At 67.5% G+C, this 20,709-nt stretch carries 14 protein-coding genes and 2 pseudogenes; 10 read left to right on the forward strand and 6 right to left on the reverse strand.

The window, feature by feature from the left end; translation table 11 throughout:
- Window positions 1–61: 61 nt before the first annotated feature.
- The 3 genes and pseudogenes from ABZ622_RS39230 to ABZ622_RS39240 all read right to left on the reverse strand — a co-directional run.
- A pseudogene (locus tag ABZ622_RS39230) lies at window positions 62–496 on the reverse strand (phosphotriesterase); the annotation flags it as partial.
- Between the two features lie 162 nt (window positions 497–658).
- The gene (locus ABZ622_RS39235; RefSeq protein WP_360551731.1) at window positions 659–1,978 is read right to left on the reverse strand and encodes an MFS transporter; all 1,320 of its coding nucleotides are present in this window, start codon (window positions 1,976–1,978) and stop codon (window positions 659–661) included.
- Between the two features lie 37 nt (window positions 1,979–2,015).
- On the reverse strand, window positions 2,016–2,858 hold the full coding sequence (locus ABZ622_RS39240) for an acetoacetate decarboxylase family protein (protein WP_360551733.1): 843 nt from the start codon (window positions 2,856–2,858) through the stop codon (window positions 2,016–2,018).
- Window positions 2,859–3,203: 345 nt separating this feature from the next.
- On the opposite strand from ABZ622_RS39240, the gene ABZ622_RS39245 reads away from it, so the two are divergent.
- The 8 genes from ABZ622_RS39245 (at window position 3,204) to ABZ622_RS39280 (ending at window position 11,354) form a co-directional block, all read left to right on the forward strand.
- Window positions 3,204–4,484: a M20/M25/M40 family metallo-hydrolase gene (locus ABZ622_RS39245; RefSeq protein ID WP_360551735.1), complete on the forward strand. Its 1,281-nt coding sequence runs from the start codon at window positions 3,204–3,206 to the stop codon at window positions 4,482–4,484.
- On the forward strand, window positions 4,481–5,341 hold the full coding sequence (locus ABZ622_RS39250) for an IclR family transcriptional regulator (RefSeq protein WP_360551737.1): 861 nt from the start codon (window positions 4,481–4,483) through the stop codon (window positions 5,339–5,341). Before ABZ622_RS39245 ends, ABZ622_RS39250 begins: the two co-directional genes overlap by 4 nt.
- Window positions 5,334–6,365 (forward strand): thiamine pyrophosphate-dependent dehydrogenase E1 component subunit alpha, encoded by a 1,032-nt coding sequence (locus ABZ622_RS39255; protein WP_360551739.1) that lies wholly within the window; start codon window positions 5,334–5,336, stop codon window positions 6,363–6,365. Before ABZ622_RS39250 ends, ABZ622_RS39255 begins: the two co-directional genes overlap by 8 nt.
- Window positions 6,358–7,371 carry a transketolase C-terminal domain-containing protein gene (locus ABZ622_RS39260; RefSeq protein WP_360551741.1) on the forward strand — a complete coding sequence of 338 codons (1,014 nt, stop codon included), beginning with the start codon at window positions 6,358–6,360 and terminating at the stop codon, window positions 7,369–7,371. The genes ABZ622_RS39255 and ABZ622_RS39260 overlap by 8 nt, the downstream gene beginning before the upstream one ends.
- A gap of 72 nt (window positions 7,372–7,443) precedes the next feature.
- Window positions 7,444–8,775, forward strand: coding sequence for an aspartate aminotransferase family protein (locus tag ABZ622_RS39265; RefSeq protein WP_360551743.1), 1,332 nt, complete (start codon window positions 7,444–7,446; stop codon window positions 8,773–8,775).
- 11 nt (window positions 8,776–8,786) lie between these two features.
- Window positions 8,787–9,785, forward strand: a complete 999-nt coding sequence (locus ABZ622_RS39270; RefSeq protein WP_360551745.1) for a zinc-binding dehydrogenase — start codon at window positions 8,787–8,789, stop codon at window positions 9,783–9,785.
- Window positions 9,786–9,831: 46 nt separating this feature from the next.
- Complete coding sequence (locus ABZ622_RS39275; protein WP_360551747.1) at window positions 9,832–10,236, forward strand: RidA family protein; 405 nt, start codon at window positions 9,832–9,834, stop codon at window positions 10,234–10,236.
- Between the two features lie 98 nt (window positions 10,237–10,334).
- Window positions 10,335–11,354 carry an aminotransferase class V-fold PLP-dependent enzyme gene (locus tag ABZ622_RS39280; protein WP_360551749.1) on the forward strand — a complete coding sequence of 340 codons (1,020 nt, stop codon included), beginning with the start codon at window positions 10,335–10,337 and terminating at the stop codon, window positions 11,352–11,354.
- A 1,313-nt stretch (window positions 11,355–12,667) separates the two neighbouring features.
- Here the strand turns inward: ABZ622_RS39280 and ABZ622_RS39285 are convergent.
- The 3 genes and pseudogenes from ABZ622_RS39285 to ABZ622_RS39295 form a co-directional block, all read right to left on the reverse strand.
- Window positions 12,668–13,379: pseudogene (locus tag ABZ622_RS39285) on the reverse strand (IS6 family transposase).
- Between the two features lie 413 nt (window positions 13,380–13,792).
- Entirely contained in the window at window positions 13,793–14,734 is a 942-nt protein-coding gene (locus ABZ622_RS39290; RefSeq protein ID WP_360551751.1) for a GNAT family N-acetyltransferase, read from the reverse strand.
- A gap of 415 nt (window positions 14,735–15,149) precedes the next feature.
- A complete protein-coding gene (locus ABZ622_RS39295; protein ID WP_360551753.1) occupies window positions 15,150–17,732 on the reverse strand; it encodes a hypothetical protein in 2,583 nt (860 codons plus the stop codon).
- Between the two features lie 155 nt (window positions 17,733–17,887).
- Between ABZ622_RS39295 and ABZ622_RS39300 the strand changes: the two genes are divergently transcribed.
- Together ABZ622_RS39300 and ABZ622_RS39305 are read left to right on the forward strand one after the other, a co-directional pair.
- Complete coding sequence (locus tag ABZ622_RS39300; RefSeq protein WP_360551755.1) at window positions 17,888–19,051, forward strand: ROK family transcriptional regulator; 1,164 nt, start codon at window positions 17,888–17,890, stop codon at window positions 19,049–19,051.
- A gap of 253 nt (window positions 19,052–19,304) precedes the next feature.
- Entirely contained in the window at window positions 19,305–20,564 is a 1,260-nt protein-coding gene (locus ABZ622_RS39305) for a Gfo/Idh/MocA family oxidoreductase (protein ID WP_360551757.1), read from the forward strand.
- Window positions 20,565–20,709 lie beyond the last annotated feature (145 nt).

Below are 20,709 nucleotides of genomic sequence, written 5' to 3' on the forward strand. Positions count from 1 at the left end.
CTCGTGGGCCCCCAACCCTCCTGGACCGGGGGCCCACGAGATCACAACTCCACACAGGCCCTAGTACGTCCAGCGCGCCCGTGCCCAGTTCATGGTGGACGGCGATGGGCGACCCCGTCGCATGATGCGCCTCGGCGGCCGCGCGCATGGTCCAGCGGGCGTGCGCGTCGAGCGTGTGGAAGCCCCCGGCCACCTTGATCAGGCCGGCCCGTACACCGCTGCCCACGATGCCTTCGGTCAGTTCGCGCACGAACACCTCGGCGAGATCGCCCTCGCGTGCGGCGATCAACTCCGTTGCGTAGTGCGCAGATTGATGCATCCCCGTCGCGGTGACGATCCGCACACCGGTGGCCTCGGCGAGCGCGGGCAGCTCCGCGGCCCGCCGCCCGAGCCCGTACGGAGTCCACTGCACGACCGTTCCGCCGCCGACCGCGGCATACGCGCTTGTTTCTCGAGCATCTTTCAGCTCCTTCAAGGTTCGATGAATTCCCCCCATCCGGCATGGTGGGGGCATGGAAATGGATCGACCCAGGGGCGGGCCATGCCTTGCAGAGCGCGCGAGAAATCGAGCAGAGCCGACTCTTGAATGAGGTTTGTCAGACAGCGAGCAGCGGGCTTGGGTGCCCGCTGCTCGCGCGAGCCAGCGGTAACCCGCCGATCAGGCCGCGGATTCGATCTTTCCGGTGCGGAGGGAGACTCCGAGGGTCTCGCGCACCAGCAGAGCCGCGAGCAGGCTGAGGGCCGCGCCCGCCGCGAGGTACATGGCCGGCGCGTACGTCGACCCGGTGGCGGCGATGAGCGCGGTGTTAATCAGCGGGCCGGCACCTCCGAAGAGCACGACTCCGAGGTTGTAGCCGATCGCCAGGCCGCTGTACCGGCGGGAGGTGGGGAACAGCTCGGAGAAGAGCGCCGGCTGCGGTGCCAGCATCATCGCGTCGCCGATCAGGATGAGCATCATCCCGAGGACGACCGGGACGAAGGCCTTCTGGTGGATCAGCAGGAATCCGACCGGGGTGGTGACGAGAACAGCCGCAGCGCCCCACACGATGAACGGCTTGCGCCCGACGCGGTCGCAGATCTTGGCGAAGACCACGACCAGGACGACGAGGAACACCATCGAGACCATCACCGCGGCCTTCGCGGACGAGGCCTTCATCCCCACGTCGTCGGCCAGGAACTGCGGCCCGAACACGAGCAGGACGTACGTGCACATGGTCGGCGCACAGACCAGGCCGCACACGAGCAGGATCGAGGACCAGTTCTCCTTCACTGCTTTGAGCAGAGGGGACTTCTCCCGGTCCTCGTCCTGGCTCATCTCGCCGAACTCGACGGACTCTTCGAGCTTCAGCCGCATATACAGCCCGATCATCCCGAGGGGCAGTGCGACGAGGAACGGGATGCGCCAGCCCCAGGACTCGAGTTGCTGGCTGGTCAGTGATGTCGACAGCAGCAGTGTGGTCAACGCGGCGGTGAGCATCCCGAGCGTGATCGTGATCGTCTGCCAACTCCCGTAGTAGGCGCGGCGACGAGAGGGCGCGGACTCGATGACGTAGGCGGCGGCCCCCATCCACTCGCCGCCGGCCGAGATTCCTTGAAGGCACCGTAGCAGCAGGATCAGGAGCGGTGCGGCGATGCCGATGCTGGCATAGGACGGCACGACGGCTATCAGGGACGTGGCCACCGAGATGGTCAGGATGATGGCCGAGAGCGTGACCTTCCGGCCGTAGCGATCACCGATGTAGCCGAACATGATCCCGCCGAGCGGGCGCACGACGAAGCTGATCCCGAAGACCAGGAAGGTCAGCATCAGCGCGACCGTGGGGTCGCTGTTGACGAAGAAGAGCTTGGCGAAGATCGTCGCGAAGTACCCGTACAGTACGAACTCGTACCATTCGAGGAAGTTGCCGATGCATGCGGCGATGATCGCCCGACGGCGCTCCGGGGTCAGCACGGAGGATGGTTCGGCGGGTGCGGTCACAACGTTTTGTCCTGTTCTGTTCATCTTTGTCCCTTTCTCACCAGCTAGGGGTGCCGTAGACAGGCAGTTCATCGGGGTTGAGGTCGGCGACATAGGTGCCGTAGTCGATCGCGAGCTCGGCCTCTCCCCATGCGGCCCGCACAGGGCCAGTCGGTGCCAGCAGATCGAGCGGGTCGCTCGGCGAGGGGTGCCACTCGATTTCGGAGTGTCCGCCACGCAGTGGGCCTGGGGCACCAAGGTGAAACGGGATGCGGACCAGCTTCCGGACGTCGTAGCCCGGGCCGTCGGCACGCGGAATGAGCTTGGCCGTGAACTGGGTCCCGAACCATTCCGGTGCCAGCTGGCCGGCGTTGGTCTCGTCGAGTGCGGATCCGCTGAGGATCCTGCGCCCGTGGGCGTCGACGATTCCGAAATGGACACCGCTGCGGGTGTTCTCCAGGGATACCTGGGTGACCTGCTTCTTCGGCAGTCCGAACATCTCACGCCCGAGGATGCCGTGGTTGAGGCCTTCGACGAACGTTTCGACTGCATAAGCACCTGGAATGCCGTCATGCTGGCACTTCAGGTTGACCCCGCCCTGCATGTAGGGCGGACGGGTCTCGACGCGTCCTGCGCTGTCGGTGAAGCGCGCGTCGTGGAATTCCGCGATCCAGATGATCGCACCAGGCGCATCGGGCGTTGTCAATGGGCGCGGAAGCACGGAATCGACGACGTTCGGGGACAGCGGATAGGTCACCGATAGCCATCGGACCGATACCTCTTCGGTCCCGGGAACGTAGAGCGGCGCGAACGCCGGCATGGATCCTGCCGGGCGTCGGCGGTGCGAGTTCGGGGAGCTGTCGAGCGAATCGACGGCCCTACTTGTCTGCGCGTCCGTCATCGAGGTGTCCGTTCTCGAATCTGCCTTGAGGGAGCGCACTGCTGGCGGTGGTCACCATCTGCATCCTCAACCGCATTCGATGGGGGTCTCTGTTGTGATCCGGACAACATGGCCGACAAGCAGCTGTTGCACCAGAGGATCGAACTGGATGTGGACTATCTGAAAAAGATCAGCCTGCTGCAGCTCGCATCGGCAGCGGGTTCAAGCATGTCCCCAGGTCACAGCCGGGTCCGGTCGATTCATTTCAGATAGTCAACATCGTGGTGCAGATCCTGGACATCTCGCAGCAGGACCGAACACCATGAGGCACACCCGACGGGTCGACCCGCTGGTGAAAGGACTGAGATGATTCCCGATGTCAACAACGTTCCCGGTCAGATTTCGCTGATCTCTGCGGACGTGTCGATTGACCGGCAGATGTCGTTCCTCTCGGACACGGTGAAGTGCGCCAGCGTGTCCGGTCATGAGGACCAGGTCGTCGATCTGTACGCTCACTTCTTCAGTTCGCGCGGATGGCCAGTGGAACGACAAGAGCTGGCGACGACCGCGGCGGTCATTTCGGCGGGCGATGAACCCCGTGTCACCGAACGGGAAAACCTCATCGGCTACTACCGCGTCCACCGGCCCGGGCTTCCCGTCGTGGTCATCAACGGGCACATAGATGTCGTCCCGGTCTTCGACGAAGGCCAATGGGACCGGGAGCCCTACTCAGGAGACCGGGCCGACGGGTTCGTGCACGGCAGGGGCGCGGTCGACACCAAGGGCGGCATCGCGGCCGCGCTGTGGGCGCTCGACAGCCTCGATCAGGCCGGAGTCGAGCTGCCCTTCGACGTCGCAGTCGAGCTGGTCGTCGGCGAGGAGACGACCGGAGTCGGCACCCGGGCCACGCTCGAGCGACTGCCCAATCGCCTGGGGACGATCGTGCTGGAGCCCACCAGCGGGGCAGTCGTCACCGTCGCTTCGGGCCTCCTGTTCTTCACGGTGGAGGTCACCGGTCGCGCGGCGCACACCTCGGTGCCGTGGTACGGGGTCGACACCGGACCGAAGGTCTTCGAGATCTACCAGGCGCTCACCCGCCTCGGCGATGAGCGAGCGGCCGCCCTCACGGACGTTCGGATGCCGTTCCCGAGCGCCGTGCCGCTGGCCATCGGCACGGTCGATATCGGAGGGTGGCGCGCAGCGGTCCCCGCACGAGGGAGCCTCTCGGGGCGTATCGGGATCATGCCTGGTGAAAGCGTGGAGGACGTCCGGGCTGCCTTGACGGCCTGTGTGGAATCGGTCGCCGCCGCCGATCCTTGGCTGGTCGATCACCCACCGGTCGTGTGCTGGGACAACGAGGGCCTGCGGAGCTGGGAGACGCCCGAGTCGGACCAGGTGGTCATCGCGCTCGACCGAGGACGCCGTCGTGTAGGTCTCGATTCACGGATCGAGGGCATGACTGCGGGCTGCGATGCCGGGATCCTCCGGGATGCAGGCATCCCGACGGCCGTCTTCGGCCCGGGCGACATGCGCTATGCGCACAGCCCCAACGAGAAGATCGCCGAAGCCGATGTCCTCGAAGCCACTCAGGTCATCGCCCATGCCCTGCTGGCCTGGAGCGACTTCTTTGAGCCGGAGCAGTCGTGACGATCGGCGAAGACTCCCCGGCGGTCGCCGAGCCGAAAGACCCGGCTGCGGCCGAGGCGAACATTCTGCAGACCCTGGCCCGAGGACTCGCGGTCCTTGAGGCCGTCGCGGAGTACAACGGCAGCGCTACGCCGAAGCTGCTGGCTCGCCAGTTGGGGTTGAAGCAGGGGACGTGCTATCACCTTCTGCGCACGCTGCGCGCCGAGGGCTATGTCGTCCGGCTGCCCGGCGGGCAGTTCGACGTCGGTCCGCGTGGCAACGCGCTCGGCAAGGGTCTTTCGGCTCGTACAGCGCCCGCGCCGGACATCGCTGCCATTCTCAGCCGTCTGCACAACAAGACCGGTGAGACCGTGTACGTGTGCGGCTGGTTCCACGGGACGATCCTGCGGCAGCAGGTGATCACCGGGCGGCAGTCGCTGACCATCAAGAACCTCGACGTCGGCTACGTCGGCAACATGCACGCCCGTGCGTCGTGCCAAGCGGTGCTGGCCTATCTGCCGACGTCTCAGGTCGAGACCATGTTCGACGGGACCCCTTTCACGAAGCTCACGCACAACACCATCGGCACGTTCGACGATCTGGTCGCTGAGCTCGACACGATCCGCCGACGCGGATACGCCATCGACTTCGAGGCATTCGAGAACGACATCTGCTGCGTCGCAGCGCCCTTCTTCGACGGATCGGGGACGCCGGTCGGATCCTTCACGGTCTCGGTGCCCGTCTCCCGTTACCCGCAGCTGCGCGTGATGCTCTCTATCGCCGTCCGGGAAGCCGGCGTGCTCGCGACGAACCTGCTGAAGACCGGGCGGCTCGCGCTTCCGGCGACACCGATGGACTCGGACTCTTCCTTTGACTGAGAACTCCATTCACGACGAATTGAGGATCACGATGACTGCACCCCCCCTCCAGCCCAGTGCCTACTCCGACTCCGACGTGGACCGGCTCCTCGGGTTTCTCGGCACCATGGTCCAGATCAGGGCATTCGAGACCGAGATCGCCCGCCTGCGGGGCCTGGGCACCGTCGTGGGCTCGGTGCACCTGTGCAGCGGCCAGGAAGCGATCTACACCGGCGCTGCCGCGGCCCTCGACCTTCCCCGCGACCTGGTGTTCCCCACCTACCGCGGCCACGGCTGGGCACTGGCGTGCGGAGCCGGACTGACTGCGATGTTCGCCGAACTGATGGGACGCCAAGGCGGCGTCAACGGCGGCCGCGGAGGATCCGCGTACCTGTCGGTGCCCGATGTCGGCATGATGGGCGAGAACTCCATCGTGGGCGCTGGCGCGCCCATCGCCTGCGGCGCTGCTCTCGCAGGACGCTTCGACGGCTCCAATCGCGTCACCGTGGCCGCGATGGGCGATGGCGCAGTCAATCAGGGCTCGGTGCACGAAGCGTTCAACTTCGCGGCCGTTATGAAGTTGCCGGTCGTCTTCGTCATCGAGAACAACCACTGGTCCGAGCTCACACCGATCACCGCGACAACGGTCTCGGACCGGCTGTTCAAGCGTGCCTCGGGCTACGGGATGAAGGGCGCGCGGATCGACGGCAATGACCCCGAGGTCGTCTACCAGACGATGAAGCAGGCCGTGGCCTATGCCCGGGAAGGCAATGGGCCAACGATCATCGAGGCGATGACCGACCGTCTCGTCGGCCACTACATCGGCGACGTCCAGCAATACCGGCTCCCCGGCGAGATGGAGCGGATCGAGGCCGCCGAGCCGATTGGCCGGCTGACGGACCTTCTCATCAGTCGCGGCGTGGACGAGGAACGGATCGAGGCGATCGTCCAGCACGCGCACTCCGACGTCGACGCTGCCAGCAAGCTGGCCCAGCAGTACCCGCTCGCCGACCCTTCGACCGCCCTGGAGCACCTCTATGCCTGAGAGCGCCCTGACCCAGAAGAAGCTGACTTACGCCGAGAGCGTCAACCACGCACTGCGCCGGGCACTGACCGACGATCCGACGACCCTCTTGTTCGGCGAGGACGTCGCGGTGCCGGGCGGCGTCTTCGGTGTGACCAAGGGGCTCCGGAAGCGATTCGGCGAGAGGGTCTTCGACACCCCCATCTCGGAATCCGCGATCCTGGGCGGCGCGGTCGGCGCATCGATAGTGGGACGGCGTCCCATCGTCGAGATCATGTGGGCGGACTTCGCGTTCGTCGCCTTCGACCAGATCGTCAACCAGGCGGCAAACGTCCGCTATCTCAACCGCGGAAAGCTGACCGCGCCTCTGACCATCCGGACTCAGCAAGGAACCGGACCGGGGGCCTGCGCCCAGCACTCGCAGAGTATCGAAGCGCTCTTCGCGCACATTCCGGGTCTGCACGTCTGCATGCCGACGACTCACCAGGACGCCCACGACCTGCTGCTGGCCAGCATCGCGGCCGATGATCCGGCCATCGTCATCGAGAACCGCAATCTCTACCACGGCGCGAAGGAGGAAGTAACGCTCGGCGCGCCCATCCCTTCCGTGGGAGGCGCTGTTGTCCGCCGGCTCGGCACCGATCTCACCGTGGCCACCTGGGGCGCGATGCAGCACAAGGTGCTGGAGGCCGCCGAACGGCTGGAGGCCGAGCACGGCATCTCCGCCGAAGTCATCGACATGCGCTGGATGCGGCCGCTCGACGTGGACTCCGTCGCCGAAAGCGTCGGCCGCACGGGCGCGTTGGCAGTGGTTCACGAGGCTTCCGAATTCGCCGGGCTCGGAGCGGAGCTGGTCGCCTCGATCGTGGAGCGGGGCATCGAGATGCGCCGTCCTCCGTTGAGGATCGCCACGCCCGACGTGAGGATCCCCGCTGCCCCGACGCTGCTCGAAGCCGTCGTACCCGGCGTGGACGACATCGTCGCCCGGGTCCACCAGCACATCGCGCAGCCGGCTGCGACCCGATGACTTCCGGTTTGCGATCGGATCTTCTTCGCACGCATGTGACCTGCGCAGCTCGCCCAGGAGGGACGCCGCACCATGAGCGCATCTGACCTCGAACCGACCTTGCACGACCGCCACATGACGGTCATGCCGGCCTGGATGAAGTGCTACTACTCCGACCCCCTGGAACTCGAATCAGGCAAGGGTCGGCATGTTGTGGGCGGGGACGGCCGCACTTATCTCGACTTCTTCGGCGGCCTTCTGGCCACCATGGTCGGGCACGACATACCCGAAATCACCGAGGCACTGCAGCGCCAGGCCGGCAGGATCCTGCACTCCAGCACCCTGTACCTCATCCGGAGCCAGGTGGAGCTGGCCGAGAAGATCGCGGCCAAGGCCCCGGTGGACAATCCGAAGGTCTTCTTTGTCAACTCCGGGTCTGAAGCGGTCGAGACGGCGTTCCTGCTCACCACGACCGCACGGCGGTCCAACCAGGTGATCGCGCTGCGCGGCAGCTACCATGGCCGCTCGTTCGGCACGGTGGCCGCCACCGGCATCCGGGGGTGGTCTGCGTCGAGCCTCAGTCCGCTGCAGGTGACGTACGCGCATTCCGGCTACAAGTACCGGAGCCCGTTCGGCCACCTCTCCGACAAGGAGTTCACGGCAGCGTGCCGCGACGAGCTGCAGACGATGATCGAGACATCGACCTCAGGCGACATCGCCTGCTACATCGCCGAACCGGTCCAGGGCGCGGGCGGGTTCGCCACTCCGCCGGATGACTTCTTCCGAGAGATGAAGACGGTTCTCGATGCCTACGACGTGCCGTTCGTCTCCGACGAGGTCCAGTCCGGATGGGGGCGGACAGGACGCTCGTATTTCGGCATCGAGCACTACGGCGTCCGACCGCAGGCGATCACCTTCGCCAAGGGGCTGGCCAACGGGCTCGCGATCGGCGGAGTCGTCACGGAAGCGGACCTGATGGACTGCGTGTCGGCCAACTCGATCTCGACCGCGGGCGGCAATCCGATCGCCATGACCACAGCGAGCGCCGTGGTCGACTACATCGACTCCCATGACCTGCAGGAGAATGCCGACAGGGTCGGCCGGCAGCTGCGCCAGGGCCTCGAATCAATCGCCGATCGGTGCTCGCTTATCGGCGAGGTGCGCGGCGCGGGTCTGATGATCGGGGTCGAACTGGTCGAGCCCGGGACGCGCACCGCGGCACCGGCGATCGCTGACGCCGTGCTCGCTGAGGCCCGGGATGTCGGGCTCCTCATCGGCAAGGGCGGGCTGGCGGGCAACGTGCTTCGGGTCACGCCGCCTATGACCGTGACCGAAGAGGAGGCCCACGAGGCTCTGGGCATCCTCGAAGAAGTCCTGGCCACAGTCGAGGCGAGGCAGTCGTCGGCTGTCCGGCCGTCTCGTTGAAAGGAGAGCTGATGTCCCACCCTTCCACCATGCGAGCACTGGTCCATTCCGGCGCACCCGGCCCGGACGGACTGAGGGTCGAGCAAGTGGCTCGACCCGAGCCCGGCGATGACGAGGTCCTGCTCCGAGTCGTCGCCGCGGGACTCAACAGACACGAGCTGTTTGCCATCGCCGGGCACACCGGTGACGATCTGAAGATCGTCGGTGCCGACGCCGTAGGCACCGTGGTCAGCACCGGCTACGACGCCGGGCAAGAACTGGGCGGATGCCGGGCCCTGGTCAACCCCTGCCTCGGATGGCCCGACATCGAGAACGTGCCGGAAGTGCCCACGATCCTCGGCGGTCCGGTCCAGGGGACGTTCGCCGAATTCGTCCGGATCCCGGCCAGCAACGTCCACCAGGTTCCACCCCATCTCTCCGACGCGGAAGCTGCTGCGCTCCCTCTGGCCGGCCTCACTGCTTACCGGGCTCTGGTCACCAAGGGAAAGGTCCGCCGCGGTGACCACGTCGTCCTCACCGGGGCCACTGGCGGTGCCGGAACGCTGGCGCTGGCCATGGCTGTGGCACTGGGCGCTGAAGTGACAGTCGTGACCCGGCACGAGGCCAAAGCCGCCGAGGCGATCTCCCTGGGCGCGGCCCATGTCGTCGTCGGCGTGACCGACTTCGACGAGCGTCTCCACGCCCCGGCCGATCTCGTCCTCGACAGCGTCGGATCGGACTCGTTCCCGACCGCGGTCCGATCAGTGCGCCCGGGAGGCAAGATCGTTTCGTTCGGCGCAACGACCGGCCCGGACGTCACGCTGTCCCTGCGGGACCTGTTCTTCCGGCAGATCAGCCTTGAGGGCACCTCCATGGGCAGCGCCGGAGAGTTCGCCGCGATGCTCGGCTTCGTCGCTGAGCATTCCATCACCCCCACTGTCCACGCGTGCAGACCGCTTGAGGAAGCACCGGACGCTTTCCGCGACATGGAAGCCGGGCGCGGCGTCGGCAAGACCGTGTTCGTGCTCTGAGACCAGCGACCGACAACACTCATTTTCCCCGAGAAGGGCAGTCTTCATGTCCAAGTTCAATCCGGCCGCCATCGCGCCCCCGATCGGCAAGTTCAGCCATGTCGCGGTCGTTCCTGCCACCTTCGGCACCGCGTACATCTCCGGGCAGATCGGGGCCGACCAGGACGGGAAGATCGTCTCGGGCTCGTGCTACGAGCAGACCAAACAGGTGTTCGACAATCTCGAAAAGGTGCTCGCCGATCTCGGCGTGACGGCGTCGGCGATCATCAAGATGCTCACCCTGGTCGTCGGCGACGACGGCTTCGCCGAGTTCGCCAGGGCTCGGGATGAGGTGTTCGCCCGCTGGTTCCCGGACGGCGTCTACCCTGCGCACTCGGCCGCCACCGTGACCGCTTTGGCGGCCCCGGATCTGCGCGTCGAGGTCGAAGCCGTCGTGGCTCTGCCGTCATGACATCGCAGAGGTTCCGCCAGAAATTCCCAGCGCTCGAGTCCTGGACCTGGCTGGACACGCCTGGTGGCCCCCCTGGTGCAGTCCCGGTCATCAGGGCCGTGCGGCGCGCGCTCGATGACTGGGAGTCAGGCTCCTACGACTGGCTGCAGTGGGATGCGTCTGCCGACGCCGCGCGAATAGCGTTCGCCGGCTACACCCAGGTGCCCCCTGAGTGGGTTGCTTCTCAGACCTCGTTGTCCGAGGCGGCGACGGTCGCGGTGCGCTGCGCTCCCGAGGGTTCGACGATCGTCGTGGCCGAAGACGAGTTCCGCAGCGTGCTGTTCCCAGTGATGGCCCACGCAGCGACGACCTCAGCGAGGATCAAGCTCGTCAAGCGCAGCGCCGACGCGAGCCGCACGGCGGCGATCATGGACGCGATCGGCCCCGACACGGGGCTGGTCATGGTCAGCGAAGTCCTGACCAACGACGGCGAGCTGGTCGACGTCGACGCAATCTGCGCGGTGGCCCATCAGTACGGAGCACTCGTCTTCGCGAACCTCACGCAGACGCTCGGGGTCGTGCGCTCTGATCTGTCGCGGCACCCGGCCGACCTGGTCGCAGCCCATGGGTACAAGTGGCTGCTCTGCCCGCGCGGGGCAAGCTGGCTGGTGGGCGACCCGAGCCGGATCAACATCGCACCGACCGTTGCCAGTTGGAAGTCAGCCGCGGACCCTGAGCGCTTCTTTGGCGGACCGTACAGCGAAGCCGGGGCGATGGCCCGATTCAACTCGTCGCCCGCCTGGATGTCGTGGATCGGGGCCCTGGCCGCGCTCGGCCTGCTGGCAGAAGTCGACGGTGACGAAAGTCGCAGTCATACCTTGCGGCTTGCGGAGCAGTACATCGCCGTTATGCGAAGCCATGGTTTCAGAGAACTCAATTGCGGTGCCCGATCGCACATTGTCGTGACCGCACCGCCATCGGGCTACCGGGTTGACCCAGCGCGGCTGTACGACGCCCGAGTACGCGCGACGATCACCGCGAACGGTGGTCTCCGAGTCGGATTTCATTACTTCAATGACGAGGCGGATGCCGCTTACGCGGCGGAAGTCGCGCACAAGGCCCTCGTCGTATCCACCTGATAGCTCCCGCTCCCGGCTCCTGCCGATGCCGCCCCAGCTGCCCTGCCTGCCGCAAAATTGCTGTGGCTGCTCTGCGAGGGGCCGGGAGCGGGGATCTCTGTGGCACAGAGAGGAATCGTGCCCCTTAGCCGCCGGACGCAGATCTACGTCCGGCGGCTGACGTCTCAGAGCATGACGAGCTGGATGCTTCTTCTGGCCCCCCAGACGTTCTTCTATGTCAGCCCTGGGTATTCAGTGTAATTCGGTGATCTGACGCCCCAGTAGCAGAAAGGTGCCGCTGACCTGCAAGGATGCAAGTGTTGAGTCCGTATCCGCTGCGAGTGTCAGGGCACCAATCTGGTGAGTGAGCCTACAGGGTGGGACCGGCGGCTGTCCCTGGTCGCCGACGGGAGGGGGTTGGTCGGGCATGCCGGGGCGGTGTTGCTGCGTCGGCTGGCGGACCGTACGGGGCTGACGTCCACGCTGGCACTGGTGCTGCCGGGCGGAGGCGGCCACGGCTGGCGTGACGGCGCCTCAAAAATACGGTCGACGACACCGGACCCACGTCGTCCTTGCGGCCGCCGACGCTCAGGTTGGTCTTGTCCTGGGCGCGGCCCGGTTTAGCGCCGGTTTTCGGTCGGCTGTTCCGACTACCGTCAGCAGAATGGCAATGCCGAACTGCGTTCAGTCCCTCTACATGAATTGGCGTCGCACCCACAGCACCGCCGCCGCGACCAGGGACATGACTCCTGCAAATAGCACCCAGAACCACACGTGACCTGCGAAAGCCTCGAATGCGGAGGCATTCGCCAGGACATCGGAACACGCCCCTGACACACGCATGTTGTACCCGTCGTCATCTGGATGTGTTGTGCACCAGCCGACCTCGTGGCCTGTAGCCTGCAAAAGGAATCCCAGAAGAACCGCGCCCAGACCGCCTAGCGCAGGTCACTCAGGCGGAGGCGTCCGGACCGTTGGCAGGGTCGAGCTCTTCACGGACGTGCTTCGATCATCCCAACTGCCCCGTTTTCCGGATGTAACGTCGCCTGGCGGCGTTGTTCCTCAGCGCGCAGTGCACGTTCCCTGGCTCTCTGTTGCTCCCGCTCGGCCTCGGTACGCCAACGCTGCACTGTGCCCGATGGCAATACACGACGCACACTCGCCTGATCGTGCCCTGCCTGCCGAGCGTGAGCCCGTACCGCGGCAGCTGTCGTCAGCCCCTCAACCTGTGCCACAGGTTGCCCGCATGCCTCACACGGGCGTTGTCACGTTGGTGGGATGTTGATCGATTGAGGGCGCGTCAGGGCGTGTAGAGGTCTGGGCGGGGGCCTGGGTCACGCTGTGGTGGGCGGGGCGTCGGCGCCGGTGATCTGGTCCCAGATCACGAAGCGGGTGGTCATCTCGGTGCGGTATTCGGTGGCGGTCATCAGGTGGCGGCGGGGCCGGAAGTGGGGGTGAGATGCCACTGAACGCGGCCAGGAACCGCTGCGCTCCGCCGACGCTGCGGAAGCCCTTCATTGCGCGTTCGCGCTGGCGGGTGGGCTGGTGGCTGTTCTCGGCCCGGTTGTTCAGGCCCTTGTGGGAGCGGTGTTCGACGGAGGGCATGACCTCACGGTGGGCCGCGCCGTAGGAGCGGAGCTTGTCCGTGACAATCACCCGCGGCACCATGCCCGTTTTCTTCAGCAGCGTGCGGAAGAAGCGCCGGGCGGCAGCCTTGTCCCGGCGGCTCTGTACCAGGATGTCGAGCACGTTGCCGTCCTGGTCGACAGCCCGCCACAGGTACTTCTGCTCGCCGTTGATCTTGATGAAGACCTCGTCCAGATGCCACTTGTCGCCGGGCCGGGGCCGTCGGCGGCGCAGTCCGTTGGCGTACTGCTGACCGAACTTCAGGCACCAGCGACGGACCGTCTCGTACGAGACGAACACGCCGCGCTCCAGCATCAGCTCCTCGACCTCACGGAAACTGAGCGGGAACCGGAAGTACAGCCACACACAGTGCGAGATCACCTCGACCGGATACCGGTGCCCCTTGTACGACGGCGACATGCCCTCCACGGACGACCCCCTCCACCGTGATCAGCCCGAGGATCCTCCCACCCTGTCAGCCAACGTGACAGCGCCTCCAATAAGCGCCACGCAACGGGGGATGTCGCGCCAGGTAAAACAAAGCTGTGAACACGAAGCAACCAGGCCCATACACCCAGGCTCAAGACCACACCACACTCAGGCACGCCCACCCCCACCCGCACCCACCGTCGTCAACGGCCGACACTGATCCCGAGTGGTTCACAGGCGCCCGTGAACGCCTTTGCGTTCGTCTTACGGTAAACCCGGGATCGAAAGCAGGCACTGAACCCACGGGGCTCAGGTCGAAGTGCGCCCGGTTCTGGCCGAGGTCCCGGTGACGTGCCCTGCTGAGGGGATGGCAGGCAAACCCATCGGGCCCTGGGACTGTTGGCTCAGAACGAGTCGCCATGCCAGTGGGTTGCTCCCGTGGCCTGCAGCGTGGCGCGTATCGCCTCCGGTGGGGCAAGGAGCGGGCGGGCCATACCCACCGTCTGCGTCCGCTCCCGGGCCTGATCCTGGGCGAGAAACCGGGGCAGGGCAGCGCGGACGGCTGGGTCCTCGGGGAGGTGGGCCCGGCCGACTGCGGCGCCCGCCGCACGGGCCCGGCGGGCCACCGCAGCGAGCAGCTCACCGAGGGCCGCCGGTGCGGCTTCCGTCACCGCGCACTCGCGGACCTCGACGGCCTCGCCGTTGTGCTGGGTCACGGTGTAGCCGACCGCCGTCCCCTCGTTGTCCTCGGCGATGAGCCATTCGGTGCCGGGGCCGTACCAGGCGGGCACGCGGTGGATCCAGTCGTTGGCCGTCCGCACCGCGGTGAGTGGGCGTGCGGCGTTGAATCCGGCGTGCAGTTCTGCCAGCCGCGGGGCGTCGGTCGGGGTGGCCGCACGGATGCGGAAGCGGGGCTCGGGTGGGCCAACAGTGGTGAGCGGGCCCTCAGCCCAGGAGGTGCGGAAGCCGGTCCAGCCCGAGCGCTCGTAGACCCCGGGAGTGGCCGTGAACAGCAGGGACCATGTGCAGGCCTCGGCGGTCATGGCCTCGGCGGCAATGGTGAGGAGCCGGCGAACCAGGCCGTGGCCCCGTGCCTCGGGGCGGGTGGCGACATTGCCGATACCGCCCACCCGTTCGACCCGGCCGCGGGCATCGCGGAGCTGCCGCGGCACGTAGCAGACGACGGCGTCGACCGTGTCACCGCGCGCGGCCACGAAGGTCCGCCGGTGGCGGTCGGGGTCCAGGGCGTGCAGCGCCGGGAGGTGCGGGGCGTCGAAGCAGATCGCCCATAGCGCGTGCACGGCTGCCTCGTCGGCCGGGGCGAGGGTGCGCAAGGTGTGTGTCATGGCGTCAAGTTTCCTTCTGTGCTGACCCGGTCACCAAAGAGTGGCAGAGCTGAGCGTCGTACGCCGCGTACGCGGCGGGGAAGATGAAGCGCATCTGGTGCATCTGTTTCGGCGAGCACTCCGCCGTCCACGACGATCCGGGCCCCGTTGATGTACGCCCCGACGTCCGAGGCGAGCAGCAGCAGCGCGCCCACGTTCTCGTCGGGCACCGAGTAGCAGCCAAGCGGAATACGCTCTCGAACGCATCGCGGTCGAAGGGGAACGCGCCGTCGATCGGGGTCCGGACCGTGCCGAGTGCGAGGGTGTTGGCGGTGATGCCGTGCGGTGCGAGTTCGACGGCGAGGGCCGAGCGCCGCATCGACGACACCGGGCCACGGCGTACGGTACGCCGTGGCCCGGGGTCCGTGAGTGGGTGTCACCCACGCCTGGTCTGTTGAAGGCTCACCGCGTCGACGTATCCGGTCATGAGGTTCCACGTGGACGAGTACAGCGAGACGCGGACCGACGCCGTACCGGGCGGAGCCGTACCACTCGCCTGTGCGTCGATCCAGCGCCGCTGCTCCGCGCTGCGGAGCGGTGCGCTCGCCATCCGGCCGACCGGCTGGCCGGCCCTGTCGAGGAAGCTCAGCAGCAGCACCGAATCGTCGGTGCTTCCGTCCTCGATGTATACCTTGGCACGGGCCCGGTAGTACGCCCCCGCAGCAGCCGGCACCGGCTTACTGGCCAGCTCCGCCGACGCCTCGGGGCCGCTCCGGGCCGCATCGACGATCTTCATGCTGCGTCTGCCGGTGTACGCCCGCTCTTGGGAGAGGGTGAACAGGGTGCCACCGCCCTGCCACCCCGGGACGGCGCCGTCGTCCAGCGGCGCCGCCTCGAAGCCGGCGTTGTCGACGGCCACGGCGCCGGCCAGGCCGTGGCGCACCGGGATCATCCGCAGCCGGGACTCCGCCGTCTTGCCGAGGAAGTAGATGTTCTCGTGGCCGTCGGCGTCCCGGGCCAGGGTCATGAAGGCGACCTCCTCGTCGTAGTCGCCGAGTGTCACGTGGTCCATGGTCTTGGGGTCCACAACGGTGAGCTTGCTGGCCAGGGTGGTGTACAGCAGGCCGTCGGCGCCCCAGCGGAGGTAGACCGGCCGCCACATGCCGTAGTTCTTCACCTCGGGGTAGACGTTCTTGTACTTGACGACCCGGAGGGTGCCCGGGTCCATCGCGAACAGGAAGCCGTCGGCCGCGCCCCACAGCAGGCCGTCGCGGCCGAAGCCGAGACCGCTGATCATCTTCGGGCTGCCGAGGCCCGGGAGGTCGAGAGTGAACTCCTTGACCTTGCGTTCGCCGGCGACATCCCAGACGAACATCTTGGCCTCGGACTCAGTGGCGTCGGTCCCCAGACCGCCGTAGACGGTGGTGGAGCCGTAGATCCGTCCGCCGCGCTGGGCGAGCCCGGCGACGCTCTGGTTGTGGACGATGCCGGGGTAGGTCTTCTTCTCCCCGTTGCCGGGGTCGTAGATGGTCAGCGCGCCGCCGAGCCTTCCGTAGTCGGGGATGGAGCCGATGAGCAGCTTGCCTTCGTGGGCCTTCATCACGTACGGCCGGTCCTGTTCGGAGCCGAGACGGAACTTCTCGGAGACGGCCGGGGTCGCCGCGTCCAGCTTCGCCGAGGAGATGATGCCTCCGGGGTAGATGCCGAAGTACATCGTGTCGCCCAGGCCCGCCATGCCCTCGGCCTGGCCCATCGGGAAGCGGGTGGTGCGGCCGGTGCGCGGGTCGAATCGGGACCCGGTGCCGCCGGGGTAGCCGCTCATGAACAGCGTGCCGTCCGGCGCCGCCTCCAGGTTGTGCAGCGGGTTCGGCGCGCCCTGCACCACCGAGGGCAGCGCCTTGCTCCGCCGTGACGCGATGTCGAAAGCGGTGATCCTGCCGCCCGACTGCAGGGTGACGAGCGAGGTCCCGGGGAGGTCCGGATCATTGAGCGGTACCCAGGCGGCACCGCGCAGCGAGGTACCGAAGGCGATTCCGGTCGAGCGGGACTCCAACGTCGCCGTGTCGATCTCGTACAGCTCGCGGTTGTTGGTGACGTACACCTTCCCGTCCCGCGACTGAAGCTGGTTGAAGGAGAAGACTCCCGTGTCGGAAGGCGTGTTCTTGCCGACGGACTTGTCGCTCCACTTGTCGGCGTCGAGGTCGTAGAAGAGCAGCTTCATCTGCGGGTCGGCGAACTTGACGAACAGCCAGCCGTCGACGACCGCCATGTCGTAGGCGAAGGGCACCTCCCGGGGCTCCACTCCGAGGAGTGCCGGGACCTGGTCGGAGATCTTCGTCTTCGTACCGGTGGCGGCGTCGAGCCGGATGACGTCACCGACGGAGCCCACGCCCGCGTAGACGGATCCGTCGTGGTAGGCGATGGAGCGCACGTACTGCTGGCCGGGCACCATCTGCCCGTAGTCGTGGAAGTCCTTGCTCCGCGGGTCGTATCTGAACACCTTGCCGTTGGGGAAGGTGCCGATCCAGACATTGCCCTCCGGGTCCGTGGTCATCGACCACAGCGACTTCTCGCCCGGAACGGTGCCGAGCTTGCGCACTTCCTTGTCGGCCGGGCTGTAGCTCCACAACTCGCCCGTCTGGCCGCCGGTGATGGCGGCGATGTAGACGGTGCCGTCGGGGCCGATCGCATGCCGCCAGGACTGCTGCACGCCAGGCAGCGTGAACGAGCGCAGCAGCCGGTTGTCCTGGACGTCGATGACGTTGAAGATCGCGTTCTCGGCGGAGACCGTCGCGTACATCGTGGGCCGGCCATCCTCCGTGCCCACCACCGCGTCGTTGATGGAGACCGTTTCCTGCTGGACGCCGAGGTCGGCCTCGGGGCCGAACCACGTCCGGTCAAGTGCCGATTTACTGGTGCCGCCACCTTCCCGGGCCGCGGCCAGGGGTGCAGGACCCGCGACCAGAACGGTCAGGGCGAGCAGCAGGATGAGGAGTGGTCTAGGACGTATTCGGGGCACCGAGGTCCCTCCAAGTTATGAGAGTCTTCCAAATAAGTGGGCGTTTTGTTCGCGGACTTGAGCGACCTCGGCGTCCTCCTGGCGCTTGACCATGGCAATGTTTTCGTGGACTCTCTGATTAATCCCTACGACCGAAACGACGTCAAGAGGAGTACATGGACGCATCCCGACCCGCCGGCGGTGACTTGGCACAGCTGCGTCGGCTCAACGCGTTCGGCGCGCTGCGGGCGCTGAGAAGTGCCGGCGCGCCGGTGACGCTGACCGAGCTGGCCACGCTCACCGGTCTCTCCCGCGCCTCGGCGGAGGACCTCGCCACCGAGCTGACCGACCAGGGATGGGCGGCCGAAGTCCCGCCCGCGCCCGGCGCGGTGGGGCGGCCGGCCCGCCGCTACCGGTTCCGGGCCGAGTCCGGTTACGTCTTCGGGCTGGACATCGGCGCCCACAGCGTCCTCGCCGTGCTCGCCGACCTCTGCGGCACGGCCGTCACCACGGCTCGCCGAACGGTGCCGCCGGACATCCGGCGCGCCGACCGGCTTGCCGTCATCGGCGACGTGATGACCGAATGCCTGGACGACGCGGGAATCGACGCCCACCGGATCTGGACGATCAGCGCCGGCACCACCGGCGTCGTCGGCCCGGAGGGAGACGTCGTACTCGCGGGAGCGGCCGCCGACTGGACCGGTGTACGGCTCGCCGAGCACCTGGACGAACGCTGCGCCGGGGCGGTTCTGGTGGACAACGACACCCGGCTGGCCGCACTCGCCGAGCAACGCCTCGGTGCGGCACGGGACATCGAGGACGCCGTCTACATCCACGCCGGTCTCGGCCTCAGCGCGGCGCTGATCATCGGCGGCCGGGTGCACCGGGGATACGGCGGCGCGGCGGGCGAGATCGGCAGCTTCCCCGTCACCCCCTGGGCGACCGCCGCCACCCGCCTGGCGTGTTGTCCCGCCGTCCCGTCCGACGTACCCCCGCGGAACGCCGCCGCCCATGTGCTGGCCGCCGCCCGCCGGGGCGACACCGTCGCCGTGCGCGCCGTCGACCGCTACGCCAGCGACGTGGCCCTCGGCCTCGCGGCCATGGTGCTGACCATCGACCCGCAACGGGTCGTGCTGGGCGGGGGACTGGCCCAGTCCGCCGACGTCCTGCTTCCCCGCCTCCGCAACCGTCTGGAGCCGCTGTGCATCCGGGTCCCCGATCTCCGGCCGTCCTCGCTCGGCGACGACCGGGTCGCGCTCGGTGCGATCTGTCGAGCCGTCGAGCACGTCGAGACGACGTATCTCGCGCACAACCGGCGGCCCACGGCGGCGCGCCCGTGAACGGCCGTTCCGGACCCCCGTCATCGACCCGGGCAGCCCGTGTTCCGGATCGCAGAGACCACTGCGCGGTCCGCCTTCCGGCTTTCAGGCGGCCCCGGTAAGCGCCGTATCGGCAGCCGGCCCCTGTCAGCTCTCCACACCCGATAACCGTTGACGGCTCCACGTCCAAGCATCGCCGCAGGAGACGCCTCCCGGCCGACCGTACGCCTTGTCCGTCGCGTGCCTCTCCTTCACCTCCAGGGAGCTTTTGGGAATGTCCATGCACCTTCCGATATCCGATCGGCCCGTCCGCGTGGCTCTCGTCGGCGCCGGCAACCGCGGCCTCACCTATGCCGCGTGGATCAAAGCCCACCCCGAACGCGCCCGCCTCGTGGCCGTGGCCGATCCCCGGCCGGCGGCCCGCGCCGCGGCCGGGGCGGAGCTCGAGTTCAACGACTGGCGGCCGCTCGTCGAGGGGGACGCCATCGCCGACGCCGTCATCGTCGCCACCCAGGACCGCAATCACGTCGAGCCCGTCCTGGCGCTGGCGCGGGCCGGGTACGCGATCCTCGCCGAGAAGCCACTGGCGCCCAGCGAGGCCGAGACCCGCACCCTCATCGAGGGCGTGGAGAAGACGGGCGTACTCTTCGCCGTCTGCCATGTCCTGCGCTACACCCCCTACACCGACCTGGTGAAGGAGGTTGTCGGCTCGGGCGTGCTGGGCGAACTCGTCAGCGTCGAGCACCTGGAGCCCGTCGGCTGGTGGCACTACGCGCACTCCTACGTCCGCGGCCCCTGGCGCAGTGAGCGGGCGTCCTCGCCGATGCTGCTCGCCAAGTCCTGCCACGACCTGGACTGGATCTCCTACGTCACCGGGGAGCGCATCGAGCAGGTCGCCAGTTTCGGTGGGCTCAAGCACTTCCGGCCCGAGAACGCTCCGGCCGGTGCCGCGGAGCGCTGCCTGGACTGCGCCGTCGAGGACGGCTGCCCCTACTCCGCACTCAAGCTGTACGTGCCGACGCTGCGCGAGCACGGCTCCGTCTGGCCGGTCACCCACGTCACGGACTCCACGGACGAGACCGAGCTGCTGACCGCGCTGCGCGAAGGCCCGTACGGCCTGTGCGCCTACCGCGTCGACAACGACGTGGTCGACCACCAGGTCCTCGCCATGCAGCTGTCCGGCGGCATGACCGCGACGTTCACCATGGTCGCCTTCACCGAACAGACCGACCGCCAGACACGGATCTTCGGCTCGCACGGCTGGCTGCGCGGCGACGGCAAGCGCGTCACCGTCCACGACTTCCGCACCGACGAGGTCACCGTCCACGAGGTCGACACGAGCGGTTCCAACGCCGCCGAGGGGCACGGCGGCGGAGACACGGCGTTGGTCGATGCCTTCGTCCACGCCGTCGCCACCGGCGACCCGGCCGCGGTCCGCTCCGGCACCAAGGCCACGCTCGGCAGCCATCTGGCGGCCTTCGCCGCCGAACGCGCCCGCCTCACCGGCTCCGTACAGAGCGTGCCGGTGCGCTGATTCACGTCCCCGAACAACGCCGTTCCCCGCTCATCCCCAGGAGGTTTCCGCTCATGTCCCGTCTCCTCACCCGCCGTTCCAGAGTCCGTGCCGTCGCCGCCCCCGTCCTGGCCACCGTGCTCGCCGCCGGTGTGCTGGCCGGCTG

The organism is Streptomyces sp. NPDC007164 (genome assembly GCF_040634135.1).
Classification (GTDB): domain Bacteria; phylum Actinomycetota; class Actinomycetes; order Streptomycetales; family Streptomycetaceae; genus Streptomyces; species Streptomyces sanglieri.